At 30.3% G+C, this 25,742-nt stretch carries 23 protein-coding genes and 1 riboswitch; of the genes, 13 read left to right on the top strand and 10 right to left on the bottom strand.

The window, feature by feature from the left end:
• Together DPIF8902391_RS01830 and DPIF8902391_RS01825 are read right to left on the bottom strand one after the other, a co-directional pair.
• Nucleotides 1–1,230, bottom strand: a complete 1,230-nt coding sequence (locus DPIF8902391_RS01830; protein ID WP_172504878.1) for an ABC transporter permease — start codon at nt 1,228–1,230, stop codon at nt 1–3.
• A 2-nt stretch (nt 1,231–1,232) separates the two neighbouring features.
• Nucleotides 1,233–1,943: an ABC transporter ATP-binding protein gene (locus tag DPIF8902391_RS01825; protein ID WP_172504877.1), complete on the bottom strand. Its 711-nt coding sequence runs from the start codon at nt 1,941–1,943 to the stop codon at nt 1,233–1,235.
• A gap of 156 nt (nt 1,944–2,099) precedes the next feature.
• On the opposite strand from DPIF8902391_RS01825, the gene DPIF8902391_RS01820 reads away from it, so the two are divergent.
• Nucleotides 2,100–2,513: a thiol-disulfide oxidoreductase DCC family protein gene (locus DPIF8902391_RS01820; protein ID WP_058884802.1), complete on the top strand. Its 414-nt coding sequence runs from the start codon at nt 2,100–2,102 to the stop codon at nt 2,511–2,513.
• An 83-nt stretch (nt 2,514–2,596) separates the two neighbouring features.
• Here DPIF8902391_RS01820 and DPIF8902391_RS01815 read toward each other — a convergent pair whose 3' ends face one another.
• Together DPIF8902391_RS01815 and DPIF8902391_RS01810 are read right to left on the bottom strand one after the other, a co-directional pair.
• Nucleotides 2,597–3,685: a YncE family protein gene (locus DPIF8902391_RS01815; protein ID WP_172504876.1), complete on the bottom strand. Its 1,089-nt coding sequence runs from the start codon at nt 3,683–3,685 to the stop codon at nt 2,597–2,599.
• 4 nt (nt 3,686–3,689) lie between these two features.
• Nucleotides 3,690–5,579: a TonB-dependent receptor plug domain-containing protein gene (locus DPIF8902391_RS01810; protein ID WP_172504875.1), complete on the bottom strand. Its 1,890-nt coding sequence runs from the start codon at nt 5,577–5,579 to the stop codon at nt 3,690–3,692.
• Between the two features lie 32 nt (nt 5,580–5,611).
• Nucleotides 5,612–5,805, bottom strand: a riboswitch (cobalamin riboswitch).
• A 131-nt stretch (nt 5,806–5,936) separates the two neighbouring features.
• Here DPIF8902391_RS01810 and DPIF8902391_RS01805 point away from each other — a divergent pair.
• Genes DPIF8902391_RS01805 through DPIF8902391_RS01785 form a run of 5 tightly spaced genes read left to right on the top strand, consistent with a single transcriptional unit; the run spans nt 5,937 to nt 9,947 of the window.
• Nucleotides 5,937–6,452, top strand: coding sequence for a bifunctional adenosylcobinamide kinase/adenosylcobinamide-phosphate guanylyltransferase (locus DPIF8902391_RS01805; protein WP_172504874.1), 516 nt, complete (start codon nt 5,937–5,939; stop codon nt 6,450–6,452).
• Between the two features lie 12 nt (nt 6,453–6,464).
• Nucleotides 6,465–7,505 (top strand): nicotinate-nucleotide--dimethylbenzimidazole phosphoribosyltransferase, encoded by a 1,041-nt coding sequence (gene cobT, locus DPIF8902391_RS01800; protein ID WP_172504873.1) that lies wholly within the window; start codon nt 6,465–6,467, stop codon nt 7,503–7,505.
• Between the two features lie 3 nt (nt 7,506–7,508).
• A complete protein-coding gene (locus tag DPIF8902391_RS01795; protein WP_172504872.1) occupies nt 7,509–8,285 on the top strand; it encodes an adenosylcobinamide-GDP ribazoletransferase in 777 nt (258 codons plus the stop codon).
• A complete protein-coding gene (cobC, locus tag DPIF8902391_RS01790) occupies nt 8,270–8,797 on the top strand; it encodes an alpha-ribazole phosphatase (RefSeq protein WP_058884796.1) in 528 nt (175 codons plus the stop codon). The genes DPIF8902391_RS01795 and cobC overlap by 16 nt, the downstream gene beginning before the upstream one ends.
• Before the next feature lie 13 nt (nt 8,798–8,810).
• The gene (locus tag DPIF8902391_RS01785) at nt 8,811–9,947 is read left to right on the top strand and encodes an ABC transporter substrate-binding protein (RefSeq protein WP_172504871.1); all 1,137 of its coding nucleotides are present in this window, start codon (nt 8,811–8,813) and stop codon (nt 9,945–9,947) included.
• 212 nt (nt 9,948–10,159) lie between these two features.
• Here the strand turns inward: DPIF8902391_RS01785 and DPIF8902391_RS01780 are convergent, their stop codons facing one another.
• The 4 genes from DPIF8902391_RS01780 to DPIF8902391_RS01765 all read right to left on the bottom strand — a co-directional run bounded on the left by DPIF8902391_RS01780 (nt 10,160) and on the right by DPIF8902391_RS01765 (nt 14,736).
• Nucleotides 10,160–11,353 carry a hypothetical protein gene (locus DPIF8902391_RS01780; protein ID WP_172504870.1) on the bottom strand — a complete coding sequence of 398 codons (1,194 nt, stop codon included), beginning with the start codon at nt 11,351–11,353 and terminating at the stop codon, nt 10,160–10,162.
• A 67-nt stretch (nt 11,354–11,420) separates the two neighbouring features.
• Entirely contained in the window at nt 11,421–13,868 is a 2,448-nt protein-coding gene (locus DPIF8902391_RS01775; RefSeq protein ID WP_172504869.1) for a M1 family metallopeptidase, read from the bottom strand.
• A 121-nt stretch (nt 13,869–13,989) separates the two neighbouring features.
• Nucleotides 13,990–14,496, bottom strand: a complete 507-nt coding sequence (locus DPIF8902391_RS01770) for a DUF4252 domain-containing protein (protein WP_101907249.1) — start codon at nt 14,494–14,496, stop codon at nt 13,990–13,992.
• Between the two features lie 12 nt (nt 14,497–14,508).
• The gene (locus tag DPIF8902391_RS01765) at nt 14,509–14,736 is read right to left on the bottom strand and encodes a hypothetical protein (protein WP_172504868.1); all 228 of its coding nucleotides are present in this window, start codon (nt 14,734–14,736) and stop codon (nt 14,509–14,511) included.
• Between the two features lie 220 nt (nt 14,737–14,956).
• Between DPIF8902391_RS01765 and DPIF8902391_RS01760 the strand changes: the two genes are divergently transcribed.
• A complete protein-coding gene (locus DPIF8902391_RS01760) occupies nt 14,957–16,375 on the top strand; it encodes a S41 family peptidase (protein WP_172504867.1) in 1,419 nt (472 codons plus the stop codon).
• An 81-nt stretch (nt 16,376–16,456) separates the two neighbouring features.
• On the opposite strand, the gene DPIF8902391_RS01755 is transcribed toward DPIF8902391_RS01760, so the two are convergent.
• Nucleotides 16,457–17,428, bottom strand: coding sequence for a patatin-like phospholipase family protein (locus tag DPIF8902391_RS01755; protein WP_172504866.1), 972 nt, complete (start codon nt 17,426–17,428; stop codon nt 16,457–16,459).
• A gap of 62 nt (nt 17,429–17,490) precedes the next feature.
• Here DPIF8902391_RS01755 and DPIF8902391_RS01750 point away from each other — a divergent pair, with 62 nt between their 5' ends.
• The 4 genes from DPIF8902391_RS01750 to DPIF8902391_RS01735 all read left to right on the top strand — a co-directional run bounded on the left by DPIF8902391_RS01750 (nt 17,491) and on the right by DPIF8902391_RS01735 (nt 21,028).
• Entirely contained in the window at nt 17,491–18,558 is a 1,068-nt protein-coding gene (locus DPIF8902391_RS01750; RefSeq protein ID WP_172504865.1) for a WD40/YVTN/BNR-like repeat-containing protein, read from the top strand.
• A gap of 51 nt (nt 18,559–18,609) precedes the next feature.
• Nucleotides 18,610–19,422 (top strand): metallophosphoesterase, encoded by an 813-nt coding sequence (locus DPIF8902391_RS01745; protein WP_172504864.1) that lies wholly within the window; start codon nt 18,610–18,612, stop codon nt 19,420–19,422.
• A gap of 67 nt (nt 19,423–19,489) precedes the next feature.
• Complete coding sequence (locus tag DPIF8902391_RS01740; RefSeq protein WP_172504863.1) at nt 19,490–20,287, top strand: TrmH family RNA methyltransferase; 798 nt, start codon at nt 19,490–19,492, stop codon at nt 20,285–20,287.
• Nucleotides 20,288–20,446: 159 nt separating this feature from the next.
• On the top strand, nt 20,447–21,028 hold the full coding sequence (locus DPIF8902391_RS01735) for a Panacea domain-containing protein (protein ID WP_172504862.1): 582 nt from the start codon (nt 20,447–20,449) through the stop codon (nt 21,026–21,028).
• Between the two features lie 513 nt (nt 21,029–21,541).
• On the opposite strand, the gene DPIF8902391_RS01730 is transcribed toward DPIF8902391_RS01735, so the two are convergent.
• Nucleotides 21,542–22,609 carry a methyltransferase gene (locus DPIF8902391_RS01730; protein WP_058884785.1) on the bottom strand — a complete coding sequence of 356 codons (1,068 nt, stop codon included), beginning with the start codon at nt 22,607–22,609 and terminating at the stop codon, nt 21,542–21,544.
• A gap of 236 nt (nt 22,610–22,845) precedes the next feature.
• On the opposite strand from DPIF8902391_RS01730, the gene DPIF8902391_RS01725 reads away from it, so the two are divergent.
• Together DPIF8902391_RS01725 and DPIF8902391_RS01720 are read left to right on the top strand one after the other, a co-directional pair.
• Entirely contained in the window at nt 22,846–23,187 is a 342-nt protein-coding gene (locus DPIF8902391_RS01725) for a VF530 family protein (protein ID WP_083501055.1), read from the top strand.
• A gap of 71 nt (nt 23,188–23,258) precedes the next feature.
• Nucleotides 23,259–25,571: a type IA DNA topoisomerase gene (locus tag DPIF8902391_RS01720; RefSeq protein WP_058884784.1), complete on the top strand. Its 2,313-nt coding sequence runs from the start codon at nt 23,259–23,261 to the stop codon at nt 25,569–25,571.
• Nucleotides 25,572–25,742 lie beyond the last annotated feature (171 nt).

The following is a 25,742-nucleotide window of genomic DNA, read 5'->3' as shown; positions in this document are numbered from 1 at the left end:
TTAATCTGCTCTTAATGCTTCAATTGGTTTAATATTCGCGGCTCTTTTTGCAGGTAAATATCCTGCAATTAAGCCCGATAAAACTAAAACAACAGTTGCTCCTATTACAATCCCTGGGCTTACGCTAGGGTCTTTTATAAAATATTTTTCTAAACTATCGCCAAGTAAACTTAAAATATAGGTTCCTAACGACAGCCCTAAATACCCTGCAATTGTAGTTATTAATACGGATTCTTGCACTACCATTCCTACTATTGACGAAGGCTTTGCTCCTAATGCTTTTCGAATACCAAATTCTTTGGTACGTTCTTTAATTACAAAAATCATAATATTACTAATTCCTATAATACCAGCGATTAAAGTTCCTGAGCCTACAAAAATGACAATAAAATACAAGGCCATCATAAAAGTACCAATACCTTTATTTGCTTCCGCCATATTCCGTACCGAAAGAGCCCCTTGATCGTTTGGATGAATGTCTAAATTTTTACGTAAATCACGCTCCATTTTATTTCCAAAAGCAATTGCCTGATCTAAACTTAGTGTAGGATCATAGCCCACAAGTATTTGACTTAAATGGTCGTTATTTCCATAAATCATCTGTGCCGTAGTAACGGGCATATAGGTTTGACGTTCTTCTCTATCGCCTCCATCATCAGAAAAAATACCGATAATTAAATAAGATATTCCGTTTACACTTACTCGTTTTCCTAAGGCTGGTTTTTCACCAAATAAATCTTGCTTTACCAAACGACCAATAACAATAACTTTCGATTTTTCTTGTAAATCGCGCGTGTTAATATATCTACCTTGATCAATAATTGTTTTCTCTAAAAATTGATGATCAGGATGAACGGCTCTTAAACTATACTTATCTGATTTATTTTTATACGAAATACTTACATTCTTATAAATACGCGCCGTTAAATGCTGTATTTTATCATCATATTCTTTTTTGATAAAATTGAAATCTTTATTTTTAAGTTGAATTTCTCGCCCTGTTTGTAAGCCTTTATAAGGTTTTGATGTTTTCCAAACACGAATTCTCATGGTATTCATGGCATCATCAACAAAAGCGCCTTTAAACGAATTACTTAATCCGCTTACAATTCCAAAAAGCAAGGTAAATAGTAAAATTGCAAAAGCCACGGTAAAGCCAGACATTACCGAACGTAATTTATTTTTACTGATGCTTTGAAATATTTCTCTCCAACGATCTAAATCAAACATATTTAAATTGATTTAGATTTAACTTTATTTTCGATGTTGGCAGTTAATTCATCACTAATAATAACCCCATCTTTTAAACGAATTATTCTTTTAGTTTGTTCGGCAACTTCTTCTTCGTGGGTAATTACAAAAACCGTCATTCCTTCTTCATTAATTCCTTTTAATAAATCCATCACCGAATCGGTAGTTGTAGAATCTAAGGCACCCGTAGGTTCATCAGCTAAAACAACTTTGGGTTTTGTAGCTAAAGCTCTTGCAATAGCAACTCGTTGTTTTTGCCCGCCCGAAAGTTCGTTTGGCAAATGATGCGCCCATTCTTTTAAGCCTACTTTTTCTAAATATTCTAAGGCGATTACCGCGCGTTCTTTTCTGTTTACACCTTTATAATATAAGGGCAACGCTACGTTTTCTAGAGCGGTTTTATAAGATATTAAATTAAAAGACTGAAAAATAAATCCTAAAAATTTATTTCGTAAAACAGCTGCTTTCGTTTCGTTTAAATCTTCAATTAACTGCCCATTTAAATAATATTTTCCATCATCATGTGAATCTAACAAGCCAACAATATTTAATAAAGTTGATTTTCCTGAACCTGATGACCCCATAATAGATACAAATTCTCCTTCTTTAATATGTAAATCTAATCCTTTTAAAACATGAAGTGAGTCTTTACCGATTGGGTAAGATTTGTGTAAGTTTTCTATTCGAATCATTGCGCTAGTTAGTTTTAAAGATAAAAAATACTGATGCTTAATTTGTGACTAATTTTATGTTAAATTAGTATTTACTTCCTTACAAGACGCTTAATTTTGATTTATGTTACATTTTTTTTAAGTAATTTTAAATTTAACCTCAACACGCTAACTTAAATGACTGATTTACCTGTCGATAAAAAAATAATTCTGTTTGATGGAATTTGTAATTTTTGCAATTCTTCAGTTTTAAAAATAATTAAATTTGATAAAAAAAACCAGTTTGTTTTTGCTTCTTTACAATCGGATATTGGTAAAAAAATACTTATACATTTAGGAATTGACACTACAAAAATTGATTCCATTATTTTATATGAACCCACTATTTCTTATGATATAAAATCGACAGCAGTTTTAAAAATAATGGCTTGTTTTGGTGGTTTTTGGCGTTTAACAGTATTTTTAAGGTTTTTACCCGAAGGATTTCGTGATTTTTGCTATGATATTATCGCAAAAAACAGGTATAAATGGTTTGGTAAAAAAGAAACGTGTATAATTCCATCCAAAGAAATAAAAGAGAAGTTTTTATAAACAATAAACCCACTTAACAATATGTTAGCGGGCTTATTTCGATTGGGGGAAACTTATAATAAAAAGGGGATTCTTCTAGTCTTTTAGTTATTAAAATAAATTTTAGAAGCTCCTAAACCTACAGGTGAAGCATATATTTCTGATTTAGTATTTATATCAAAAACTTTAAATTTACTTAATTTTTTAAACGCATATTCTACCGTAAATAATTGATTTTGTTTTACATTCATTCCGTAAATTGAACCAACATTTATACTATTTTCTGCAGTTAGTTTTGTTGCAGTTTCATTTATTGAATGTACTTTTTTATCTTTTCCAGTATAATAATATACATTTCCATTTTGATACGTCATTAAACTCGCATTTTCCATTTTCGGGAATGCTAATTCTTTAACTACCTTTTTAGTTGATACATCAATAAATGAAATTGCAGAAGTTGTTCTGTCAATAACTTTTGACCAATCGGCATTATAAACAGGTTTTCCTTCAGATAAAACAATTAAATTTCCAGCGTTATCAAAAGCCATTTCATCTGGATTATCTTTTACAGTAATTTTAGAAACACTATTATTTGCCTTTAAATCGACCACAGAAATAATATTACTTGACGACCAAGCTCCTTTGTGAGAAACATATAATTTATGATCTTTATTTAAAATTTGTTCAACACCGTTTTCTAAAGAAATAGTTGTTGTTTCAATTTTATTAGTTTTCAAATCGATAATAGCTACATAATCATCAGTAACATTTCCGCCTTCACCCCAATTGGTAACATATCCTTTATCGCCTATAATAGTCATATATCTAGGGTTTTTTAAGCCCGTCGTAATTTCTGCTTTTTTCTTAAAAGTTGTTTTATCGGCAATAATAATGGTGTTTACATCATTTAAAATAATATACGCATCGGTATCCGAAAAAGCAATTGATTGAATTAATCCACCTAATTGCGCATTATTTTCACCTGTATAAACGAAATTTGTAGCTAACTTCGATAATTGACTATTTACATAAGCAATTGAGCCATCTTTATTTCCAAATCCTCCTTCTGAACTAATAATAATTCCTTTAGTATAGTCACTTGGAAGTTCTTTAATCGGGGCATCATCACTAGAACAAGAAGTAATAAGTAAACTCCCTAAAAAAAGCGATAAAAATATTTTTGTAATTTTCATTTTATTAAAATTTATAGTTGATATTAATATTAAAATTTGTTCCTGGCATCGGGCGTAAATTTGAAAAATAATACACTTTGTTAAATATATTATTAACCGTTACCCCAATTATAGGAAGGTTTATTTTTGTTGTTGATAAATTAAAATTAAGCCCTATATTTTGCACATTTACTTTTTTGAGTGCATAAAAATCTAAATTTATTTCATTCGTATATACTTTACTTTGATATAAACTCTGTAGAAAAACACTAATTTTTTTATAAGAATAATCGGCAGTAAAATTCCATAAATGCTTTGGAGCATAAGGCAAAATTTTATTATTTTCGATATTTTCAGCCGTTGTAAACGTGTAATTCGATGAAATAGCAAATCGATGTTCTGCTATTTTTTTTTGAAAACTGATAAACGATTCTACCCCTTTATGAACTACATCATTTACATTTTTTGGTCGCCATAAATTACTACCTCCAGCGGGCAGCCATAAAATTTTATCATTTATATGAATATAAAACGCTGTTGATTTTAACTCTATATTTTTATTTTTAAAAGAAACACCCGCTTCTCCTTGAACCGAATTTTCTGCTACTAAATGTAAGTTTCCTACTATCGGCCAATACATTTCGTTATACGTTGGCACTCTGTAATTGGTAGAGAAATTCGCTGAAAAATTTACTTTTGAAGCTATTTTATATTCACCTGCTACAAATACAGAAACAGGCACGTTAAAATCTGAATTAAGTTCTTTTCTTAGCTGTAAACTTGTTTTAACTTTTTTGATAGGCTGATATTTTACACTTCCGATAAAAGCGATTGAATTTCTTTTTTTAGTTATTTTTGAATTATTAGCTAAATTTTTGCCCGTAATATTTTCAAAAACAGTTTTATAATTAAAAGATAAAATATTCGAAGCCCTATAAGTTAAGTTATAATTAATATGTGTCGTTTGCGATTTTCCAAAACTAAAATCGATAGCATTTTTATTGGTATAATAGCGATATTCTTGGGTTAAATAAGCAATACTTAGTAGCTGTTTAAATTCAGATGAATACTTATAGTTCCATTGTAATAAATTGCGTTGATTAAAATCTTCATTGCGTTCACTTCCTGCGGAAGGATTTGGTAATCCATCGGAAAACAACCGATTTCCGTAATATTTTGTGGTATAAAAAGCAAGTTTATTTTTTGAATTAAATTGGTGAGCGATATTAAAATTAACGCCATAATTTTTATAATTTCCATTTTTATTTTTCAATAAATGCCCATTTTCATCTTTATATCGCTTATCAATAAAGGTATAATCATTATCAGAATAATTAAATGTAGAAGCCAATTTTACGCTCCATTTTTTATCAGCAAAAGCACTTTTAAAAAAATTAGAACTTGTATTAAAACTTCCAAAAGAAGAAAAAATATGGATTTTTTGATGTTTTTTAAAATTTATTTCATCGTTTAAATGCACCGTTCCACCGATAGCTCCCGAGCCAAAATCGGTACTATTTCCGCCACTTTGAACAATTACAATATCGCTAATATTAGCAGATAAGGCATTAAAATCGGTTTGCCCACTACCAACGGAATTAATCGGGATTCCATTCCAAAGCACCAAAGTATTCGAAGCCGAAGTTCCTCTAAAACGAGCCGTACTTACGCCCCCATTTCCATAATCTCTAAAGGCAATTGGGCTGTTATATCGTAAAAGATTAGTGAAATTAATAGGGTTTTTAACTTGTTGTTTTATGCCTATTTTTATTGATTTTATACTTGTTTTTTTACGAGCTTTTTTTTTATTTCCAACAACAAGCACTTCCTCTAAAACATTCGAAATCGAATCTTTTTGAGCAAAGCAAGCAAATGCCACCATAAAAAATAGTATAAAAAGTACGTGTTTTTTCATAAATATATTAAAAACCTTTATCCCGAAGGTTTGAATTATTTAAAATATAGGCAGGTCTCCTGGCTTGCGTCTTGTAATTGGTCTTCCCATTAAAAAAACAGTGACTTAAAAGAATTATTACAAGCTTTCTAGCTTACAGTTGCGGGAACAGCTTCGGTATTTCATCGAATTCCCTTTTAATTTGATTGTTCTGTCAAACATCAAAACCTACATTTTTTGGCAAATGTAGGGTATTATTTTAATAATAAGAATTCATTATCATTAAAAAAGCTATTATTCACTTTTTTAAAAAAATCTTTACAATCTTTGCCGCTTAATTTATTTCATTATTATTCTTTATTAATTCTCTCATTAATTATGATGTATTATATCTCTGGCGGAGAACGATCAGGAAAAAGCAGTTATGCACAACAAGTAGCCGAATCATTATCTAACAATCCGTATTATTTAGCAACTTCAAGAATTTGGGATGCCGATTTTAAAAAACGTGTAGACAGGCATATTTCTGAAAGAGATGAACGTTGGACCACTATTGAAGAAGAAAAAAATATAAGTCAAGTAATTCCTAAAAATGCCACCGTCGTTATTGATTGCGTTACTTTATGGCTAACTAATTTTTATTTAGATACCAATAACGATATTGAAAAAAGTTTACATTTAGCCACTCAAGAAATAGACAAACTTCTTGATACAATTGCCCAAAAAAACGCCACTATTATCATTATTTCCAATGAAATTGGCATGGGCTTACATGCCGATACTAAAATTGGTAGAAAATTTACCGAATTACAAGGTTGGACGAATCAATATATTGCAAAAAAAGCCGATAAAGCCATTTTTATGGTTTCAGGATTGCCTTTAATCTTAAAATAAAAACCTAAAAAAATGTATTCTACAAATATATCCCCAATTTCTAGCAGCCTAAAAACAGCACTTCAAGATAAAATTGATTTTAAAACAAAACCACTCGGATCACTAGGTATTTTAGAAGAAATTGCCTTACAAATAGGACAAATTCAAAACAGCCTTAATCCTACTTTATCTAAACCAAGTATTGTTGTTTTTGCTGGTGATCATGGAATTGTGAAATCGAACCCTGTAAGTCCTTATCCGCAGGAAGTAACGCAACAAATGGTGTTAAACTTCTTAAATAACGGAGCTGCAATTAACGTTTTTTGTAATCAGAATGATATCAATTTAAAAATTGTTGATGCAGGTGTAAATGCAGATTTTGAACCAAATATTAATTTAATATCAGCAAAAATAGCTAAAGGAACAAAAGATTACAGTATTGAAAAAGCAATGACCACAGCCGAGTGTTTATTGGCGTTAGATAAAGGAAAAAAACTAGTTACAGAATTACATAAACAAGGAACAAATACCATTGGTTTTGGCGAAATGGGCATAGGAAATACCTCTTCTGCTTCTTTATTGATGAGTTATTTTACTGATATTTCTATTGAAAATTGTGTTGGAAAAGGAACTGGTTTAGATGCTACTGGAGTTCTTAAAAAAGCTGAAATTCTTAGAAAAGTAGTTGATCTACATCAAAAAAATATTCAAAACCCAATAGATGCTTTGGCTACTTTTGGTGGTTTTGAAATTGTAATGATGTGCGGAGCTATACTAGAAGCAGCATCTTTAAAAATGACCATTTTAGTAGATGGATTTATTGTTACTTCGGCTTTATTAGCTGCACAGGCTATCGATAAAAACGTTTTAGAGTATTGTATTTTTTGCCATACATCAGGCGAACAAGGTCATCAAAAAATGTTGCAATTTTTAAAGGCAAAACCGCTGTTAAATATTGGTTTACGTTTAGGCGAAGGAACAGGTAGTGCTATTGCTTTTCCTATTGTAAAAGCTGCGGTTAGTTTTTTAAATGAAATGGCAACTTTTAAAAGTGCCAATATATCAGAAGGGTAATTTATGAAAAATCAAATTCATTATTTTTTAACAGCAGTCTTATTTTTCACCCGAATTCCTTGCCCTAAATGGGTAAATCATTCTCCGGATATTTTAAATAAAAGCAGTCGATATTTCTCGTTAGTTGGTATTCTTATTGGCGCAATTTCAGGATTGATTTATGTTGGAGCATCCTTTCTATTCAACCCAAATATTGCACTTGTTTTTAGTTTGATTGCTTCTGTTTTAGCAACAGGCGCTTTTCATGAAGATGGTTTTGCTGATGTTTGCGACGGTTTTGGTGGCGGATGGACGAAAGATAAAATTTTAACCATCATGAAAGATTCTCGATTAGGAACTTATGGCGTTGTTGGGATTATCTGTCTTTTATCGATTAAATTATTGAGTTTACACCAACTTTTACAATTCAATAATTCGATTAAAACAATTCCTTTAGTATTGATTTCTGGGCATGCAATTAGCCGTTTTATCGCAACTATTTTATTATATACACATCAATATGTAAGAGATATTGACACCGCAAAAATCAAACCGACCACAAAAAAAATGAGTACAAAAGCGTTAATTATTTCTGGTTTCTTCGGATTAGTACCACTTGTGTTTTTTCAAGATATTAGAGTATTTACCGTTTTAATTCCGTTGTTTTTAACGTATTTATATATGGGGCGTTTTTTCAAAAAATGGATTGGCGGACAAACAGGCGATTGTGCTGGGGCATTACAACAGGTATCCGAAGTTATTTTTTATTTATCAATACTTATTTTATGGAAATTATTTTAGTCAGACATACCACGCCAAATATTGAAAAAGGAATTTGCTACGGGCAAGCAGATATTGGCATTACCGATACTTTTTTAGCAGAAATATCCCCTATTTTAAAAGAAGTTCCTATAAATGATACCGAAACAGCGTATTATTCAAGTCCTTTAAAACGTTGTAAATTATTAGCAGAACAATTATCTGAAACTATTATTTTTGATGATAGATTAAAAGAACTCGATTTTGGGGATTGGGAACTGAAAAAATGGGACGATATCAATAAACCCGAGTTAGATATTTGGATGAACGATTTTGTAAATATTACCGTTACAAATGGCGAATCTTACATTGATTTACATAGCAGAACTGTTCAATTTTTAAATGATATTAAAAAGCTAAAAAAACAACGTATTGTTATCGTTACACATGCTGGAGTAATCAGAAGTTTGTGGGCTTTTGTACATAATATTCCGCTAGAAAATTCTTTCGATTTGAAACTAAATTACGGGCATATTGTTAAATTTACACTATAATTCAAGCATCAAAATGAAACATTTTTTTACACTTCTTATTATTTCCTTGTTTTTTATCCGATGTAAAAACACCGATAAAAAAGAACCTCAACATCAAAACAAACAAGAAAACACTGAAAAGCATAATTTTAGCAGCATTAAATACGCCAAAGGCTTTGATATTATTACTAATAATAATCAGAAAAAGTTAATCATTAAAAAAGTGTTTCAAAACTCTAAAAAACAATTTGAATTTACACTTACCAATAAAACTGATATTTCTAAAAATGAACTAAAAATTCCTGTAAAAAAATTAGTCGTTACTAGCACCACACACATCCCGATGCTCGAACTTTTAAACAGTGAAAACACCTTAATTGGGTTTCCACACACTAAATATATTTCATCCAAAAAAACAAGAAAAATAATTGATACTGGTCATATTATAGAGCTTGGAAATGAACAAAATATGAACACCGAAAAACTACTAGAGTTACAGCCAGAATTGGTGGTTGGTTTTTCGTTACATCCAAATAGTAAATTATACGAAAATATTAAAAAAGCAGGGATTCCTGTTGTTTTTAATGGCGATTGGCTAGAAGAAACACCTTTAGGAAGAGCGGAATGGATTAAGTTTTTTGGCGTGCTTTTAAACAAAGAAAAACAAGCCGATAGTATTTTTAATGCTATTGAAAAAAGCTATTTAGATGCTAAAAATACGGCTCAAAAAAGTCCTAATTATCCAAGCATTTTATCAGGAAGCATGTTTAAAGAAGTTTGGAATCTACCGGGCGGAAATAGTTTTATGGCTACTTTTTTTAAAGATGCGCATCTAGATTATTTATGGAAAGAAACCAATAATTCGGGAAGTTTACAACTTAGTTTTGAAAGTGTTTTAGACAAAGGAAAAACTGCCGATTTTTGGCTTGGCTGCGGATTTTATCAAACAAAAAACGAAATTTTAAACGCCAACAAACACTACAAAGAATTTGATGCCTTAAAAAATGGAAACACTTATACGATTGGCACAAAAAAAGGAAAAACAGGCGGGCTTATCTATTTTGAATTAGCCCCAACCCGCCCCGATTTGGTATTAAAAGACCTCATCAAAATTACCAATCCAACCGCATTGCCCGATTATGAATTAACCTTTTTTGAGAGGTTGCAGTAAAGTAAATTTGATTCATTATCAGAAAAAATCCCTGTCAGTTCGAGTAATTTTTTCTTTCAAAAAATTGTATCGAGAACTTTTTTAGCATCAAAAATGAATAAAAATTCATCAAGATAAAATAATTCAAATTCTCGATACTATTTTAATTCCTTTTAGTCTTTAAAATCACTCGAATTGACAAAAACTATAAAAAAATTCGTTAATTTATAAGTTTATCTCAATTTATTTCGAGTAATTATATGTTTAAATTTTTCTTTCAAATCGCTTCCTGTATCATAAACCATTTGCTCGTTTGATGGAAAATTTACCGATTGCAATCTTGTTAAATTAAAAAACGATTCGTCTAAAGCCCGTCTGTCGCCATCATAACGAGCGTAAATATGTTCAAAAATAAATTCGCTATCAATAGGAAAACTCTCTATTAATTGATTTGTTGAATTATCAAAATACTTTACAACACCTGCTACTTTACTACTCTTAAATTGTGTAAAACGATACAACTGACATCTAATAGTTTTAAAATTATCAACTTTAATTTTAACACCTAAACTATCTTTTACATAACCACCCTTGTTATCTTTTAAATATTTAAAGCCATCTTTAAGTTGTTTTTCTTTGATAATTTCTTTTTCGTGAATTTTTTCGGGCGAAATAACAATACTTCTCAAATTTAACTCCACATCAAAATCATACTTTACTAAACTATTTTTTTCCGCATGATATACCGTCCATAAATTATTTAATCCATAGGTGTCTAATGCTAATAAATCAGCTTCTAGCCTTCTCGGAATTATTTGATTTGTTTGATTATTTAAAGATACAAAAATATAATCTGTTCCTTTTAAATGTGCTTGTTTCTGTAAATCGTTGGTATTTTTATAATTTGGTGATATTTTATTTAATTTGGTAAAAACAGTATATGAATTTCTATAATTCATCTTATTTTGATAGCCAGTATTTAATAAACGAACACCCTTTTGATATAAATAATCGGCATAATTTTCTTTAGCGTCAATAATATTAGTATCGTAATTAACCAAGTTAAAATCTACAATTTTACCTGTTGAAACATCAGTTAAAGGTAATAAGGGCTTAATTTTTTCTTGCCTGTTTTTTAAGCGATGATATAACGTATAAATAGCTTCTAAATTTGCAGAATTTGCCTCTTTTTTTAAATAATCTATTTTTTCTAAATCTCTATTTGTAGCCTTAAAAAAAGCATTTTGAAGCGTTATAACGTAGGGTTGGTTTTTCGCTTTATACTTATTTTTTGCTAATTTTTTAATTGATAAAGCAATTGCTTTTTCATAATCGCCTGTATTTAATGCTTTTTCAGTGGTTTTAAGACTGTTGCAAGAAAGCGTTACAAAGCTTATAAAAAGCAGTAATAAAGTAGTTTTTTTCATGAGTTTTAAATTTTGATAACAAAAGCAACTAATATGCCAATAATTAAGAATTTCGTTTAACTATTTTTTATTCTAATAATTGCGCCATTGCCATTTTTGCAATTTCAATATTTTTTAATTTATTAAGATGATTCTCTTTCTTTTGTTTTTGTACCAACTCACGCAATAAATTTACGCCTACTTTATCAAAACCATATTGTTTATATTGCATTCCTTTCGAAACAATATCTGCCGATAAATTTTTAATAGCCTGTATATTATTACTTTTTGCAATTTTTAAATACGCCTTTTTATACAACGATTGTATTTGATTATCTTGGCTTAAGTACATCCCCGACATCACATTACTTGCGATAAAAACAAGCTCATCGTCGTCATTTTCTTCTAAATAAATACGTGTTAAAGGATTTGCTATAATTTTTTTCACTTCAATAGGCAGTGTTTTTGATTTTTGAATTGCCAACTTTTTATCAACATAATACATCGCTACTAACGATTTTCCTAAAACTGCATACGATGTACTTTGCAATCCTTTTTCAAAAACCGATTTTAATTCAGGGTCGGTTAATTTCCCTAAAGTTTCAATAGCGGCTGCTTGCACCAATGTTTTCGAATCGTTTACAGCACGTTCTTTTATCTTTTGAATAGCAGTTTTTTTAGCATTCTTATTCGCTAAATTAATGTTTTCTAAGGCTAAAATTCTAAGTTTATAAAAATCGGCAGTCATAGCATTTACAACTGCATTAAAGGCTTTTTTATCATCTTGATGCTTAGAAACCTCCTCTAAAGCTTCTTTTTTATGTTGATAATTAGTAGCATATTTTAGTTGATAAATATAATCACTCAATACTTTATTTTCAAAAATATCACATAATAAAACTCCATCAGCATTTACCTGAATTAAGCTTGGTTGTTTTACAAATGCAAATGTAAACGAAGCATCTTTATCATTTACAAAAACAGTATGACGCGTTGGTTTATCACCTTCAAAAATATCAATAGCTAAAGGAAATTTAAAGTCGTTTTCTTGAGTTTGTATAATATTTACGTTTACTGTTTTTCGTAATTTATTATAATCATAAGAAATTTCCAATACCGGATGTCCGCTATTAAAATACCATTGCTTAAAAAACCAATTTAAGTCTTTTCCTGTAATTTCTTCAAAAGATAATCGCAATTGATGTGCCTCAGCAGTGCCGTATTTATTAGCCGTCAGATAATGTTTTAAACCCGCATAAAATGCTTGGTCGCCTACATAATTTCGCAACATATGTAAAATTGCACCACCTTTATTGTAGCTAACAGCGTCAAACATATCTTCTTTATCAGTGTAGTTAAAACGCACCAAATGTTTATCAAAATTCTGCCCGTTTTTATACCCTTCAATATCTTCTAATAAATGTGCATCGGCAGCATTTTTTCCATATTTATATTCCTGCCATAAATATTCGCTGTAATTAGCAAAACTCTCATTTACCGTTAAATTACTCCAACTTTCAGCCGTTACATAATTACCAAACCAATGATGAAAAGCTTCGTGTGCAATGGTGTTTTCATGGATGTTTTGATCAATTAATTGCCCTGGCATTTGATAGGCATGTTCGCCATGAATTACCGCCGTAGTATTTTCCATCGCACCACTTACATAATCACGCCCTACAATTTGTGCGTATTTATTCCACGGATATTCGATGCCTGTAATTTTCGAGAAAAAACCCAACATTTCAGGCGTGTTTCCAAAAATTGCCTTTGCGTGCGGTGCATATTTTTTTTCGACATAATAATTTACAGGAATATTTTTATAACTATCTTTTACAATTTCATATTCGCCTACGCCCATAAAAAATAAATACGGCGCATGTTTTTGAGTAAAATTCCAATAATCGGTACGAGTTCCGTTGCTGTTTTTCTGTTGATTTTCTAATTTACCGTTCGATAATGTTACATATTTATCAGGAACAGTTATGTAAATTTCTTGTGATGTTTTCTGATTTGGCGCATCAATTGTAGGAAACCAACAACTACTTGCTTCGGTTTCTCCTTGAGTCCAAACTTGGGTTGGTTTATTTTTATCTAAACCTGTCGGATTGATAAAATACAAGCCTTTTGCCGAGGTAATAGCAGCACTTCCTTTTTGTTTTACCTTTTCAGGGCGTGCCGTATATTTTATATAAATGATAAATTCTTCATTTTTTTTATAGCTGCGAGGCAAATCAATAATCAATTTAAAATCATCATAATTATAGGCTAATTTTTGATTATTCATGGTTATTTTATCAATAAGCATGGCTTTGGCATCTAAAGTAACCTTATCGGTTTGATAAAAATGAGGTTTTAACCTTATCCAAGCCTCGCCGTTTAATTGCTTTTCTTTAAAGTTAAAATCAACCTTTAATTTAGTGTGAATTAAATCGTGAATTTTAGCTGTTTCAGGATGATAAACAGCAGTTGACTGTGAAAATAAATTCAGTGTGCAAAAAAGGAGTATCAGTATAAAAGCGCTTTGAAACTTCATAAAATAGTTTAATTTGAACCTCAAAAATAAGAAATTCTATTTGGAGACTTGTTAATGCGTCGTTAAAAAGAAAAACCATCAATAAGTTGATGGTTTTCGTTTTTTATTTTTAAGATTATTGTTATTTATCCTTAGAAAAAGTAGCTGCTAATTTTGACATTTTATTAATATCAATAGTACCTGTTAAAAATACAATTATTGATTCTGCCTTGCCATTTTCACCTTTTTTATCCTTTATAAACATTAAAACCTCACTTACAAAATTTTTGTTTTTAGTTGATTTTACATAAATTTTTACACGAGAATTTTCATCTTTTATACGCATCAACGCTACCAGATTATTTTTGCTAACAGCACTTTTAAGCAGCTGTTCCATTTGAACAACAACACTTGGCTTTTTGGTTGAAAATACTTTTAACTCGTCTAAATTTTTAACCATATTAAAAACCTCTATAGCTTCGTTATCTTGTGAATTTACATCAAATTTTGAGAGCATTTCAAAAGCATCTTTGTTTACAATTACTGACGATACATCGTCCATATCTTCTAGTTTATCAAATATTGATTGCCCAAAACTTAGGTTTACTGTAAATATCAATCCTATTATTATTGTTATAATTTTCGTCATCTTTTTTAGCTTTTATTTTACGCTATTTATTACTTTTTGTACTGTTTTATCGTAGGTATTTAAACGTGCTAAGGCTGTATTTCCTTTGTTTAAATTTTCTGAAACTAACTGTAATGCTACTGTTATTTGCAAAAATTGTTTTCTTTGCTGATAGTCTTCATATTTTTTATTTCCTACAAAAAATAACACTACAAGTGCTACTGTTACTGCTGCTATCCATTTTTTTTTAATTTTTTCCATTTTCAACTCAATATTTAATAACTATTTCGTTTTCAATATTTTTAAAGAACACAATAACAAATATATTCTTACAAATGTAATGCCAAGTTAGCAAGTATATTGCTTACTTGCCTATTTTTAAAAAGCCTTTTCATCTTTCATTTTAAGTTTATTACATCAAACTTAATAAAAAAATAATATTATTCATTAAATTGCGTTAATAATAGCTAATATATTCCTTATGAAATTATTTAAAGCATTTTCTAGTACCTTTTTCAGCTTATTTTTATTGATATCAGTTGTTTCTTGCAGTAAAAAAGCAGCAACTCCAAGCGATATTCAAATTCAAAATTTTATATGGAAAGGATTAAATGCCAATTATTTATGGCAAGATCAAGTAGCTGATTTATCCGATAAACGCTTTACAAACGACCAAGAATTATATGCTTTTTTATCAGAAACAGAAAACCCGTCAGACTTTTTTGAAAAATTATTATACAAAAGAAATGAGCTAGATAAATGGTCGTGGATTGTTGATGATTACCTTGCTTTAGAGCAATCTTTTCAAGGAACAAGCCAAACCACAGGAATGGAATTTGGCTTAAAAAGATTCAAAACAAACGCTAGCGAAGTATTTGGTTATGTTCGTTATGTTGTTTCAGGAACAGACGCCGATACTAAAGGTATTAAAAGAGGGATGATTTTCACCCAAGTAAATGGCGTGCCAATAAACGATAAAAACTACAAAGAATTATTATTTTCAAACGCAAATTCATACACTATTAATTTAGCCGATTATAATAATGGTGATCCAATAACAAATGCAACAAGCTATACTCTTGAAAAAAGTGTTTATACCGAAAATCCAATTCATATTGCAAAAACAATTGAGCATGCAGGGCAAAAAATGGGCTACTTAATGTATAATAGTTTTACCGCAAATTTTGATTCTGAATTAAACCAAGCATTTCTTAAGTTTAAAACAGCAGGTATTCAAAATTTAATTATTGATTTAAGATATAACGGCGGAGGTTCTGTAACCACAGCAACCCGATTAGCAAGTATGATTACAGGGCAATTTACAGGTGATATTTTTGCAAAACAACGCTGGAACAGTAAATATATGGCAGTTCTTAATCCTGATGATATTACCAATAAATTTACAGATAAAATAAGTACTTCGGAAGAAATTAACAGTTTAAACCTACGCAATATTTATTTTATTATTACAGAAAGTTCAGCATCGGCATCTGAATTAGTTATTAACGGTTTAGTGCCACATATTAACGTAAAAACAGTCGGAAGTAAAACCCACGGAAAATATGTAGGTTCAATTACATTATATGACTCTCCTACTTTTAGTAAAAAAGACATTAATACAGCACATAATTGGGCAATGCAACCCATTGTTTTAGAAATTGTAAACAAAGATAATCATAACGATAAAGAAGGTATTCCTCCAACAGTAACACGTTTTGAAGACTTTGGTAACTTAGGCGAATTAGGTAACAAAACCGAGCCTTTACTAGCAAAAACACTTCAACTGATAAGCTCAGGAGCTCGTGGAAACACGAATAGTAAAATGATTCAATTAGAAACAATTGGAAGTTCAAAATCAAACAATGTAAACTACAACACCATGTATGTTGATTTAAAATAATCCTTCTTTTTGATAAAAAAAGTGAACAAAAAACTAAGAAAACCTAACTAAAAAAGTTGGGTTTTTTTATTAAAAAATAATTTACAAGCCTTCTTCTATTTCTTCTATTTCCTGATTTTTAATAGCTTCCTGATTTTCGAGCATTTCAGGCCTAAATGGCGCCATTTTTTCAGCATCTAATTTCTCAGCATATTCATAGCCCGATTTCCACCATTTTGTCATTAATTTTTTATCAAAAACTAAAGTGTTTGTTGTTAAAACAGTTGGTGTATAATATAAATTCAACTTTACATCATGGTGTTTTGCCGATAATTTACCAATAGTAATATTATGTTTTTCTACATGCTCTAGCAAAAAACCAAAAACATCTAGCATTAGCGAAAACGGGTTTTTAGCAGGCATTCTATTAATTTGATTCACCTCGGTTTCTAAAATAATCGCATCAATTTCTTTAGCGCCACGTAAAATAGCTTCTCGAATAGGCACTAAACTTCCAAAACCACCATCAGCATACTGACAGCCATTTTTTTCTAACAAACTCATAAAAGGCACGTAATTACACGAACCCCAAATCCAATCACAAAAATCTTCGTAAGTACATCCTGAAATCGCTTTATATTCAATTTGGTTTGCTGTTAGGTTTGATACCGTTACTACAACTTCCTTGTTTTTTTCACGAATTTCATCATACATTTCACGGGTAACATTCTTTTTGATTAGTTTTCTTAAATTTTTGCTTTCCCCAAAAGTTTTTCTTCCGTTTAAAAAATTCCAAAACGTATTTCTATGTCGAATTGATATTACTTTTTCACCATGAACCAGCTTTATTTTAAAAGGACTGTTACTAAAAATAGATTTTTGATTTACATTGGTATATAATTTCCTTAAGGAATCTACTTTACCTAGCGCTAAATGTGACACCATTAAACTACCTGTTGATGTTCCTACAAATAAATCGTACTCTTTTTTCTTTTGTTTCATTAAAAATTCAGCTACACCGCCCGCAAACGCGCCTTTACTTCCTCCTCCAGAAATTACCAATGCTTTTTTCATGTATTTTTTTTGATATAAGTAAATTGATTTTGCTATTTTTAGTTTTGTAAAAATATCAAAAAATGAACCGTTTCCCTATTTTAATTTTAGTGTTATTTATTTCTTTTTCCTGTCAAAAAACTTCGCTAAAAGAAGTTAGCCCTAGAAAACTTAAAAGTATTAAAATCAGTCAATTTAAACAAGAAAACACCAGTATTCGTGCACTTAAAATTATCCATAAAAATGAAATCGTTTTTGCAGGTTCAAACGGAATAATTGGTACTACTAAAAATGGTGGAAAATCTTGGAATCAAACACAAATACGTTATCAAGACAGTATTATTCCTAATTTTAGAAGTATTGCTGTAACTAAAAATGCAGTTTTTGCTTTATCTGTTGAAAACCCTGCCTTGTTATATAAAATTACTGCCGATACCACAAAAATTGTCTATCTAGAAAAGCATCCTAAGGTATTTTACAATAGTTTACATTTTTTTGATGATAAAAAACACGGAATTGCCGTAGGAGATCCTACAGATAAAGAAAATTGTGCGGCTATTATTTTAACTTCGGATGGCGGAAATTCTTGGACAAAATTACCCTGTAGCCAATTGCCAACATTTGAAAAAGGAGAAGCTTTTTATGCCGCAAGCAATACCAATATTTCGATAGTTAATAACACGGTTTGGATTGCTTCTGGCGGTACAAAAGCACGGGTTTTAAAATCTACCGATTTTGGAAATTCTTGGGAAATTTACAACACGCCTATTATTCAAGGAAATGATGGTGATGGTATTTATTCTATTGATTTTTATGATGAAAATCACGGATTTATTATTGGAGGAAACTACACAAAACCTACTAATAATTGCGCCAATAAAGCACTTACTTCCGACGGAGGAAAAACCTGGAAATTAGTTGCCGATAATCAAAACCCAACCTATAAAAGTTGCGTGCAATATGTACCAAACACCAACGGTAAAGAACTTTTTGCTGTAGGTATAACAGGCGTTTGTTTTTCTAATGATGGCGGAAATTCTTGGCAAAAAGTAAGCGAAGAGCCTTATTATAGCATTCAATTTTTTGATAAAAATACGGCTTGGTTATCTGGTGATAAAAAAATAGGGAAATTAAATCTTGGTGAACTGTAATTATTTTTAATAACCTGTTTTTTTTAAAAAACAGAATATTTAAGAAGTTTAATGAAAAAATTAAATAGAAGAAAATTTATAAAGAGAGGAATATTAACATCTATTGGATTAGTTCTTTTAGACGCACTTTGGTTTGAAAAATATAATATTGAGTGGAATTATTTTGACATCTCAAAATCAAAAGAAAACAAGGTGAAAATTATTCAAATTTCAGATTTACATTTTGACAAATTACGATATTTTCACAAATCTATTGCAAAAAAAATAAACGCAATAAAACCAGATTTAATATTTATAACAGGTGATTCTGTTGATAAAACTGAAAAAATTGATTCCTTAAATGAGTTTTTGCAATTGATAGATAATTCTATCCAAAAATATGCAATTACTGGAAACTGGGAATATTGGGGTAAAGTAAATTTAACAAAACTTAAAAATATGTACTCCAAGAATAATTGTGAATTATTAATCAATGAAAACAGAACAATTTCAATAAAAAACCGTGAAATATCAATAATTGGAATGGACGATTTGGTTGGTGGAAATCCTGATTTTAAAAACGCAACTGAAAACATAAAACAGACCCAAACCAATATTGTTTTAGCACATTGCCCACAACATAGAGATATTATTGCAAAACAAACAGGAAATTTAACGATTGATTTAGTTCTTTCGGGGCATACTCACGGAGGTCAAATTACATTTTTAGGAATTGTGCCTTTCAAACCTCAAGGAAGCGGTAATTACTTAAAAGGTTGGTATGATAAAGCCGAGCCAAAAATGTATATATCAAAAGGAATTGGAACGAGTATTTTACCTATCCGATTTGGAGCAAGAGCAGAAATGGTTGAAATCGACCTATAAAAACACGGATAATATATTCTCCTATAAATAACTATAAAAATTCCCAATATTAGGTATTTTTGCGGTTATGAAACAAATTAGCAGCATACAGAACCCTTATATTAAAGATTTATTAAAACTTCAAGATAAATCGCGTGAACGAAAAAAAAGAGGCGTATTTTTAGTCGAAGGACAACGTGAAATTTCTTTAGTTATCAAAGGAAATTATCAAATAGATACCATTTTATTTGTGCCTGATATGTTTTCTTTAGATGCTTTAAAAGCGATAAGAGTCGCTACTGCTTCTTGCATCGAAATTACTAAAGAAATTTATCAAAAAATAGCCTACAGAGATACTACCGAAGGTGTAATTGCCGTTGTAAAAACTAAAGATTTTAGTTTAGATGCTATTCAGTTTGAAACTAAAAACCCGCTTGTTTTAATCTTCGAAAGCATTGAAAAACCTGGTAATATCGGTGCAATGCTTCGTACCGCCGATGCCGCAAATGTCGATGCCGTTTTTATAGCAAACCCGAAGACTGATTTATTTAACCCAAACATTGTACGCTCTAGTGTTGGCTGTGTTTTTACCAATCAAATTGGCGTTGGTACATCCGAAGAAATTATTGCTTTTTTACAAGAAAAAAACATCAATATTTACAGTGCTACTTTGCAAAATTCAAACGAATATCATAAAAATGATTACACACAAGCAACTGCCTTAGTTGTCGGTACAGAAGCTACAGGTTTAACCCAAATTTGGCGCGATAAAGCAACCCAAAACATCAATATTCCGATGCAAGGGCAAATAGATTCGATGAATGTTTCGGTTGCCGCTGCTATTTTAACTTTTGAAGCAAAAAGACAACGAGAGTTTAAGGTTTAGCACAAATTTTGTTTTTATTGATGGTTTTATTTGATAAATTTTAAAATAATTTACAGAAAAATAGAATACTATTATTTTATTTTTAATCTTAAAATAACTGTGTTTCATCTAATATTTAAACTAAATTTTCATACTTTTAAAAAACTAATCATAAAAACAATGGAATATTCTAAATCAGAGATAGATAAATTAGGCAATACCCTTATTTATTTTCAAGAAAAATTAGGGAAGGAAATTTCAAAAACAAAAGCAATAAAACTACTTTATTTTTTAGAAGAATTCTCTATCAAAAAACATGGACAACCTTTTTTAGGATTGGAATGGGAAGTTTGGCATTTAGGACCTGTTTCTGAAGATTTATATGCCGAAATAAACGAACCATATATGTTAAACGAACATATAAAACACGCTCATATAAATGGATTAGACGGCTGTTTTATTGAGCCTAAACATTCATTTATTGATGATGAATTTTCAGATATAGATATTGAACTAATGGATATTTTAATTGAAAACTTGGGTCATTTAAACGCAACAGAATTAATTGAGCAAACACATTTACCACATACTTTATGGTATAAAATAGCAAAAGAAAATAATTTATTAGAAAGTTTCGCTAATAAAACAAGAAGAACTACCGATTTTAAAATCAATTTAAGCGATTTACTTTCGCAAGAAAAACAAGAAACATATAAAATATATCTAGAATCAAAAGAAATAAATAGGTTTTATGGAATGTAATCCTTTTGAAATATTATTTTTCCCGAACTTCATTTTTAAAATGGTGCAACACCAAAATCAAAGTTTTTTATCAGTTTAAAAAACATTGATAATGAAATTATTGTTGTTAGTTTACCTTCATCTCAAGATTTTATTCCTGATGCGATAAAAGTAGAAGGTTGCATCGAATATCCTGATAAATGTATCAGTTGTTTTTGCTTTTTAAAAAATTCCAAAATTTGTAATAATACTGGTTTTAGTTTTCTAAAAGACACTTTTATTTACGCAAATTATGTAGACACTTATAGCTTAATAAAGCTATCTAAACTTTACCCAATTAAAGGTATTGACTACATTGTTAAAGGAACTTTATCTAAACCTCATCAAACTGATTTACTAAATTGTTTAAAAAACAGTCATACTTTAAAGAGAAAAATCAAGAAATTTCTTTAATTTTTTTTCAATAAAAAACCTCACAGATTTTAAAAACCTGTGAGGTTTAATTTATTACAAAATATATTTATGTAAATAAGCTTATTTATGAGTCAATACCCAAAGTTGCACTTCTTCTAAAGAACGCCAATGTTGGTTACGTTTTGTTATTTCAGAAGCTCTTTTTACAGGTTTTGTATAACATTTTTCCAATTGAAATCTTCCGCCTTTAGCTAGTTCATTCTTTATTGGATGCTCTTTTGTTACATTGGTAATTTCTGCTAAATTTGAAAATAAAAGCAGTAATTTTCCATCAGGTAACAAACGTTCTTTTGCTTGTTCAAAAAATTCTGGAAACAAATCTTCATCATAATAAATTGCTTTATCAATTGCATCGCCTTTTTGTAATTTTGGCAACCAAGGTGGATTAAAAACAATTAATTCTGTTTGCTTTTTTAAGTTTCCAAAAAGATGCCCAAAGTCTAACTCTATTTTTCGAGATAACTTTGTTTCTCCCATAAATTCAGATAATCCAGCAATCGCATTTGGGTTGGTATCGGTACCAAAAACTTTCTGAAAACCATGTTTTACCATCTGAAAAGAAAGAACACCACAGCCAATACCTACATCAACAGCCGATTTTTTAGCACCTTCATATTTTGATAACCATTTATCAAAAATATATAAATGTTCAAAACGAGTTGGAAAATACGTTCCATAATATGGATGTATTTTATTACGTAAAACAGGAATCGTAAGTCCTTTTAAATACCATTGCCAAGCACTATTTAACCCTTGAACTTGAGGGAACGTTAGTAAATAATTGGTGTTTTCAGGATAAAATTTTTCAAACCAACCTATTGATGGCGATTTTCTAACAACTAATTTATGATCAGCTATTTCAACTAAAACAAGGTTTGAAAGTGCTTGATATTTTGCTCTATACGCACGTTGCTCTTCAAAAGTTTTGTTTGGCAACGTTCTTTTCAAATACTTATGTAATTCTTCTAAAAGCGTTAAACCATTACTGTATAAGCCAGTAATTAACACATATTTACCAGCTTCTAAAGTTTCGATAGTAGCTCTAATATTTGTACCACCTTTATATGGTTTTATGGTTTTATCAACAGCAATTGGCGTTGGTTTATTTATTTTTATGTCTGTAATCATAATTGGGTTTTCTGTTATTGTCAGCTTAAAAATAGCTACTTAGTTTTACAAATTAAAAGCGTTATAAAACTGCGTCAAAGGTACTTTATTATAGCCTATTAAAAGTGCCGTTATTTAAATAAATATACGCTACCTAATTTTTTAAAAATGTCTAAAAATTTAGCTTGAATTTTAAGGTCTAAATCAATAACTTCGCTAAAATCAGAAAAAAATAACAGGCAAATACTATATAAACAATGACCGTAGAAAATAATCATAATAGTACTGAAAATAACCAACAAAATGACCAACAAAAAAACGAAGAAACAACAGCAAAACCTGTTAAAAAAATTAGAAGACAAGCTACCGAAGAACAATTAAAAAACCCACTTCACGGCGTAAAATTAGCACAAGTTTTAGAACGTTTAGTAGCACATTATGGCTGGGAATATTTAGGAGAACGTGTAAATATTCGTTGTTTTATAAACAATCCAACAACAAAATCAAGCCTTGGTTTTTTAAGAAAAACAGCTTGGGCGCGAGAACATGTAGAAGATATTTATTTAGAAATGGTAGAAAAAACAGCATCCGAAGAATAAAAAATTAGTTTTCATACGAACCAATTTATTTTAGTAATTTCGAATCTCTAAAAATCGAATAAATAAAGCTAATGAAAGTCTGTATTGCCGAAAAACCAAGTGTAGCAAAAGAAATTGCTAATATATTAGGAGCCAACACCAAAAGAGATGGCTATTTTGAAGGAAACGGCTATGCGGTAACCTACACTTTTGGGCATTTATGCACGCTTTTAGAGCCCAAAGATTACAAACCACATTGGAAAAGTTGGGATTTGAATAATTTACCCATGCTCCCCGAACATTTTAATACCAAAGTAACCGGCGATCAAGGTATTCAAAAGCAATTTAAAATTGTAAAATCATTATTTGACAAAGCCGATTTGGTTATTAATTGTGGCGATGCAGGAACAGAAGGAGAATTAATACAGCGCTGGGTAATCAACCAAGCTGGTTATAAAGGCGAAGTGCAACGTTTATGGATTTCATCGCTAACCGAAGAAGCAATTCGTGAAGGTTTTAAAAATTTAAAACCCTCTAAAGAATACGATAATTTATATTACGCAGGGTTTTCACGTGCTATCGGCGACTGGTTATTAGGCTTAAATGCCACCCGATTATACACCGTTAAATTTGGCGGATACAAACAAATATTATCCGTAGGAAGAGTGCAAACCCCTACCCTTGCAATGTTAGTTAATCGATTTAAAGAAATTCAAAATTTTAAATCACAGCCATATTGGGAACTACAAACCCTATACAGAGAAACACTTTTTTCTTACGAAGAAGGTCGTTTTTTAAAGAAAGAAGCAGGGCAGATTTTTGCTGATAAAGTAAAAGAAAATGATTTTGAAATCACTTCAGTAACCAAGAAAAAAGGAAAAGAATACGCTCCTAAATTATTCGATTTAACAGGATTACAAGTATATTGTAATACTAAATTTGGGTTTTCTGCGGATGAAACATTAAAAATGGTTCAAAAGCTTTATGAAATGAAAGTGGTAACATATCCAAGGGTTGATACTACTTTTTTACCCAACGATGTCTATCCAAAAATAGCAGGAATTTTATCGAAATTAACCAATTTTAGCGCTTTAACAAAACCTTTATTAGGGCAGAAAATAAAGAAATCTAAAAAGGTTTTTGATGATAAAAAAGTAACCGATCACCACGCTATTATTCCTACGGGGATTCAAAATAATTTACCCTACAATCAGCAACAAGTGTACAATATTATTACCCGTCGTTTTATTGCTGTTTTTTATCCTGAAAGTGATGTTGCGAACACTTCTGTAATTGGAAAAGTTGATGATATATCTTTTAAAACAAGCGGTAAAGAAATTTTATCAAAAGGATGGCGTATTGTTTTTGAGCACGCAAACGACAGCAAAAAAACAGAAACCAACGTATTGCCGACTTTTGTAAAAGGTGAAAAAGGAACCCACGAACCTAGTTTTTTACAAAAAGAAACCAAACCGCCACGAAATTACACCGAAGCTAGTTTGTTACGAGCTATGGAAACCGCAGGAAAACAAGTCGATGACGATCAAATGCGTGAATTAATGAAGGAAAATGGTATCGGTCGCCCGTCAACACGTGCAAGTATTATTGAAACTTTATTTAGACGAAAATATATTGAACGTCAGAAAAAACTGGTAATTCCTACCGAAACAGGAATTGAGTTGATTGATTTAATTGATAACGAATTATTAAAATCGGCAGAACTTACAGGGCTTTGGGAAAAACGACTAAAAGAAATTGAACGTGGCGAATTTAATGCAGGAACATTTATCAAAAACATGAAAAAAATGGTGGATGAATTGGTGTATGAAGTCCGTTCAAGCACCAAAACAAAACGACTTTCTTCGGATAAGCAAACAACTATAAAATCAGCTAAAAAAGAGGTTGCTTCTAAGAAAACAATTGTCGGTAAAACATGCCCAAAATGTAAAAAAGGGCAATTATTAAAAGGAAAAACAGCCTACGGATGTTCAGGATATAAAACGGGTTGTAATTTTACTTTACCTTTTAGTTTTATGGATAAAAAAATATCTGAAAATCAATTAATTCGCTTGCTAGATAAAGGTTGCACCACTAATTTAAAAGGCTTCAAAAGCGGAAATGATAAAATAGAAGGTTTAGTTCGTTTTGATGAAAATTTCAACTTAAAACTAGAAGAAAAACAAGCAACAACTCAAGCTTCAACTCCAAAAAACACCAAAAACACAGAAACTATCCCCTGCCCAAAATGTAAAAAAGGAACAGTTTTAAAAGGAAAATCGGCATATGGATGCTCTGATTATAAAAGCGGTTGTAATTTTGTATTTACCTTTGATAACATCAAAAAAATAGCCAACGGACAAACGTTGACTAAAGATTTGGTTTTAAAGATTATCAGTACTAATTAAGAGCCTGTTTAAAAATTAAATAAACTGTCAGTTCGAGTGATTTTTTTCCTTCAAAAAAATTGTATCGAGAACTTTTTTGTATAAAATTCATCAATATAAAATAATTCAAATTCTCGATACAATTTTAATTCCTTTTAGTCATTAAAATCACTCGAATTGACAAGAATCATC

This window comes from Tenacibaculum finnmarkense genomovar ulcerans (assembly GCF_900239495.1).
GTDB lineage: Bacteria > Bacteroidota > Bacteroidia > Flavobacteriales > Flavobacteriaceae > Polaribacter > Polaribacter ulcerans.
This window is presented reverse-complemented; position numbering and strand designations above follow the sequence as displayed.

What these genes read in the sequence shown, in the direction of transcription:
- DPIF8902391_RS01830 (WP_172504878.1), bottom strand. Translation starts at nt 1,230, where the DNA reads ATGTTTGATTTAGATCGTTGGAGAGAAATATTTCAAAGCATCAGTAAA.
- DPIF8902391_RS01825 (WP_172504877.1), bottom strand. Translation starts at nt 1,943, where the DNA reads ATGATTCGAATAGAAAACTTACACAAATCTTACCCAATCGGTAAAGAC.
- DPIF8902391_RS01820 (WP_058884802.1), top strand. Translation starts at nt 2,100, where the DNA reads ATGACTGATTTACCTGTCGATAAAAAAATAATTCTGTTTGATGGAATT.
- DPIF8902391_RS01815 (WP_172504876.1), bottom strand. Translation starts at nt 3,685, where the DNA reads ATGAAAATTACAAAAATATTTTTATCGCTTTTTTTAGGGAGTTTACTT.
- DPIF8902391_RS01810 (WP_172504875.1), bottom strand. Translation starts at nt 5,579, where the DNA reads ATGAAAAAACACGTACTTTTTATACTATTTTTTATGGTGGCATTTGCT.
- DPIF8902391_RS01805 (WP_172504874.1), top strand. Translation starts at nt 5,937, where the DNA reads ATGATGTATTATATCTCTGGCGGAGAACGATCAGGAAAAAGCAGTTAT.
- cobT (WP_172504873.1), top strand. Translation starts at nt 6,465, where the DNA reads ATGTATTCTACAAATATATCCCCAATTTCTAGCAGCCTAAAAACAGCA.
- DPIF8902391_RS01795 (WP_172504872.1), top strand. Translation starts at nt 7,509, where the DNA reads ATGAAAAATCAAATTCATTATTTTTTAACAGCAGTCTTATTTTTCACC.
- cobC (WP_058884796.1), top strand. Translation starts at nt 8,270, where the DNA reads ATGGAAATTATTTTAGTCAGACATACCACGCCAAATATTGAAAAAGGA.
- DPIF8902391_RS01785 (WP_172504871.1), top strand. Translation starts at nt 8,811, where the DNA reads ATGAAACATTTTTTTACACTTCTTATTATTTCCTTGTTTTTTATCCGA.
- DPIF8902391_RS01780 (WP_172504870.1), bottom strand. Translation starts at nt 11,353, where the DNA reads ATGAAAAAAACTACTTTATTACTGCTTTTTATAAGCTTTGTAACGCTT.
- DPIF8902391_RS01775 (WP_172504869.1), bottom strand. Translation starts at nt 13,868, where the DNA reads ATGAAGTTTCAAAGCGCTTTTATACTGATACTCCTTTTTTGCACACTG.
- DPIF8902391_RS01770 (WP_101907249.1), bottom strand. Translation starts at nt 14,496, where the DNA reads ATGACGAAAATTATAACAATAATAATAGGATTGATATTTACAGTAAAC.
- DPIF8902391_RS01765 (WP_172504868.1), bottom strand. Translation starts at nt 14,736, where the DNA reads ATGGAAAAAATTAAAAAAAAATGGATAGCAGCAGTAACAGTAGCACTT.
- DPIF8902391_RS01760 (WP_172504867.1), top strand. Translation starts at nt 14,957, where the DNA reads ATGAAATTATTTAAAGCATTTTCTAGTACCTTTTTCAGCTTATTTTTA.
- DPIF8902391_RS01755 (WP_172504866.1), bottom strand. Translation starts at nt 17,428, where the DNA reads ATGAAAAAAGCATTGGTAATTTCTGGAGGAGGAAGTAAAGGCGCGTTT.
- DPIF8902391_RS01750 (WP_172504865.1), top strand. Translation starts at nt 17,491, where the DNA reads ATGAACCGTTTCCCTATTTTAATTTTAGTGTTATTTATTTCTTTTTCC.
- DPIF8902391_RS01745 (WP_172504864.1), top strand. Translation starts at nt 18,610, where the DNA reads ATGAAAAAATTAAATAGAAGAAAATTTATAAAGAGAGGAATATTAACA.
- DPIF8902391_RS01740 (WP_172504863.1), top strand. Translation starts at nt 19,490, where the DNA reads ATGAAACAAATTAGCAGCATACAGAACCCTTATATTAAAGATTTATTA.
- DPIF8902391_RS01735 (WP_172504862.1), top strand. Translation starts at nt 20,447, where the DNA reads ATGGAATATTCTAAATCAGAGATAGATAAATTAGGCAATACCCTTATT.
- DPIF8902391_RS01730 (WP_058884785.1), bottom strand. Translation starts at nt 22,609, where the DNA reads ATGATTACAGACATAAAAATAAATAAACCAACGCCAATTGCTGTTGAT.
- DPIF8902391_RS01725 (WP_083501055.1), top strand. Translation starts at nt 22,846, where the DNA reads ATGACCGTAGAAAATAATCATAATAGTACTGAAAATAACCAACAAAAT.
- DPIF8902391_RS01720 (WP_058884784.1), top strand. Translation starts at nt 23,259, where the DNA reads ATGAAAGTCTGTATTGCCGAAAAACCAAGTGTAGCAAAAGAAATTGCT.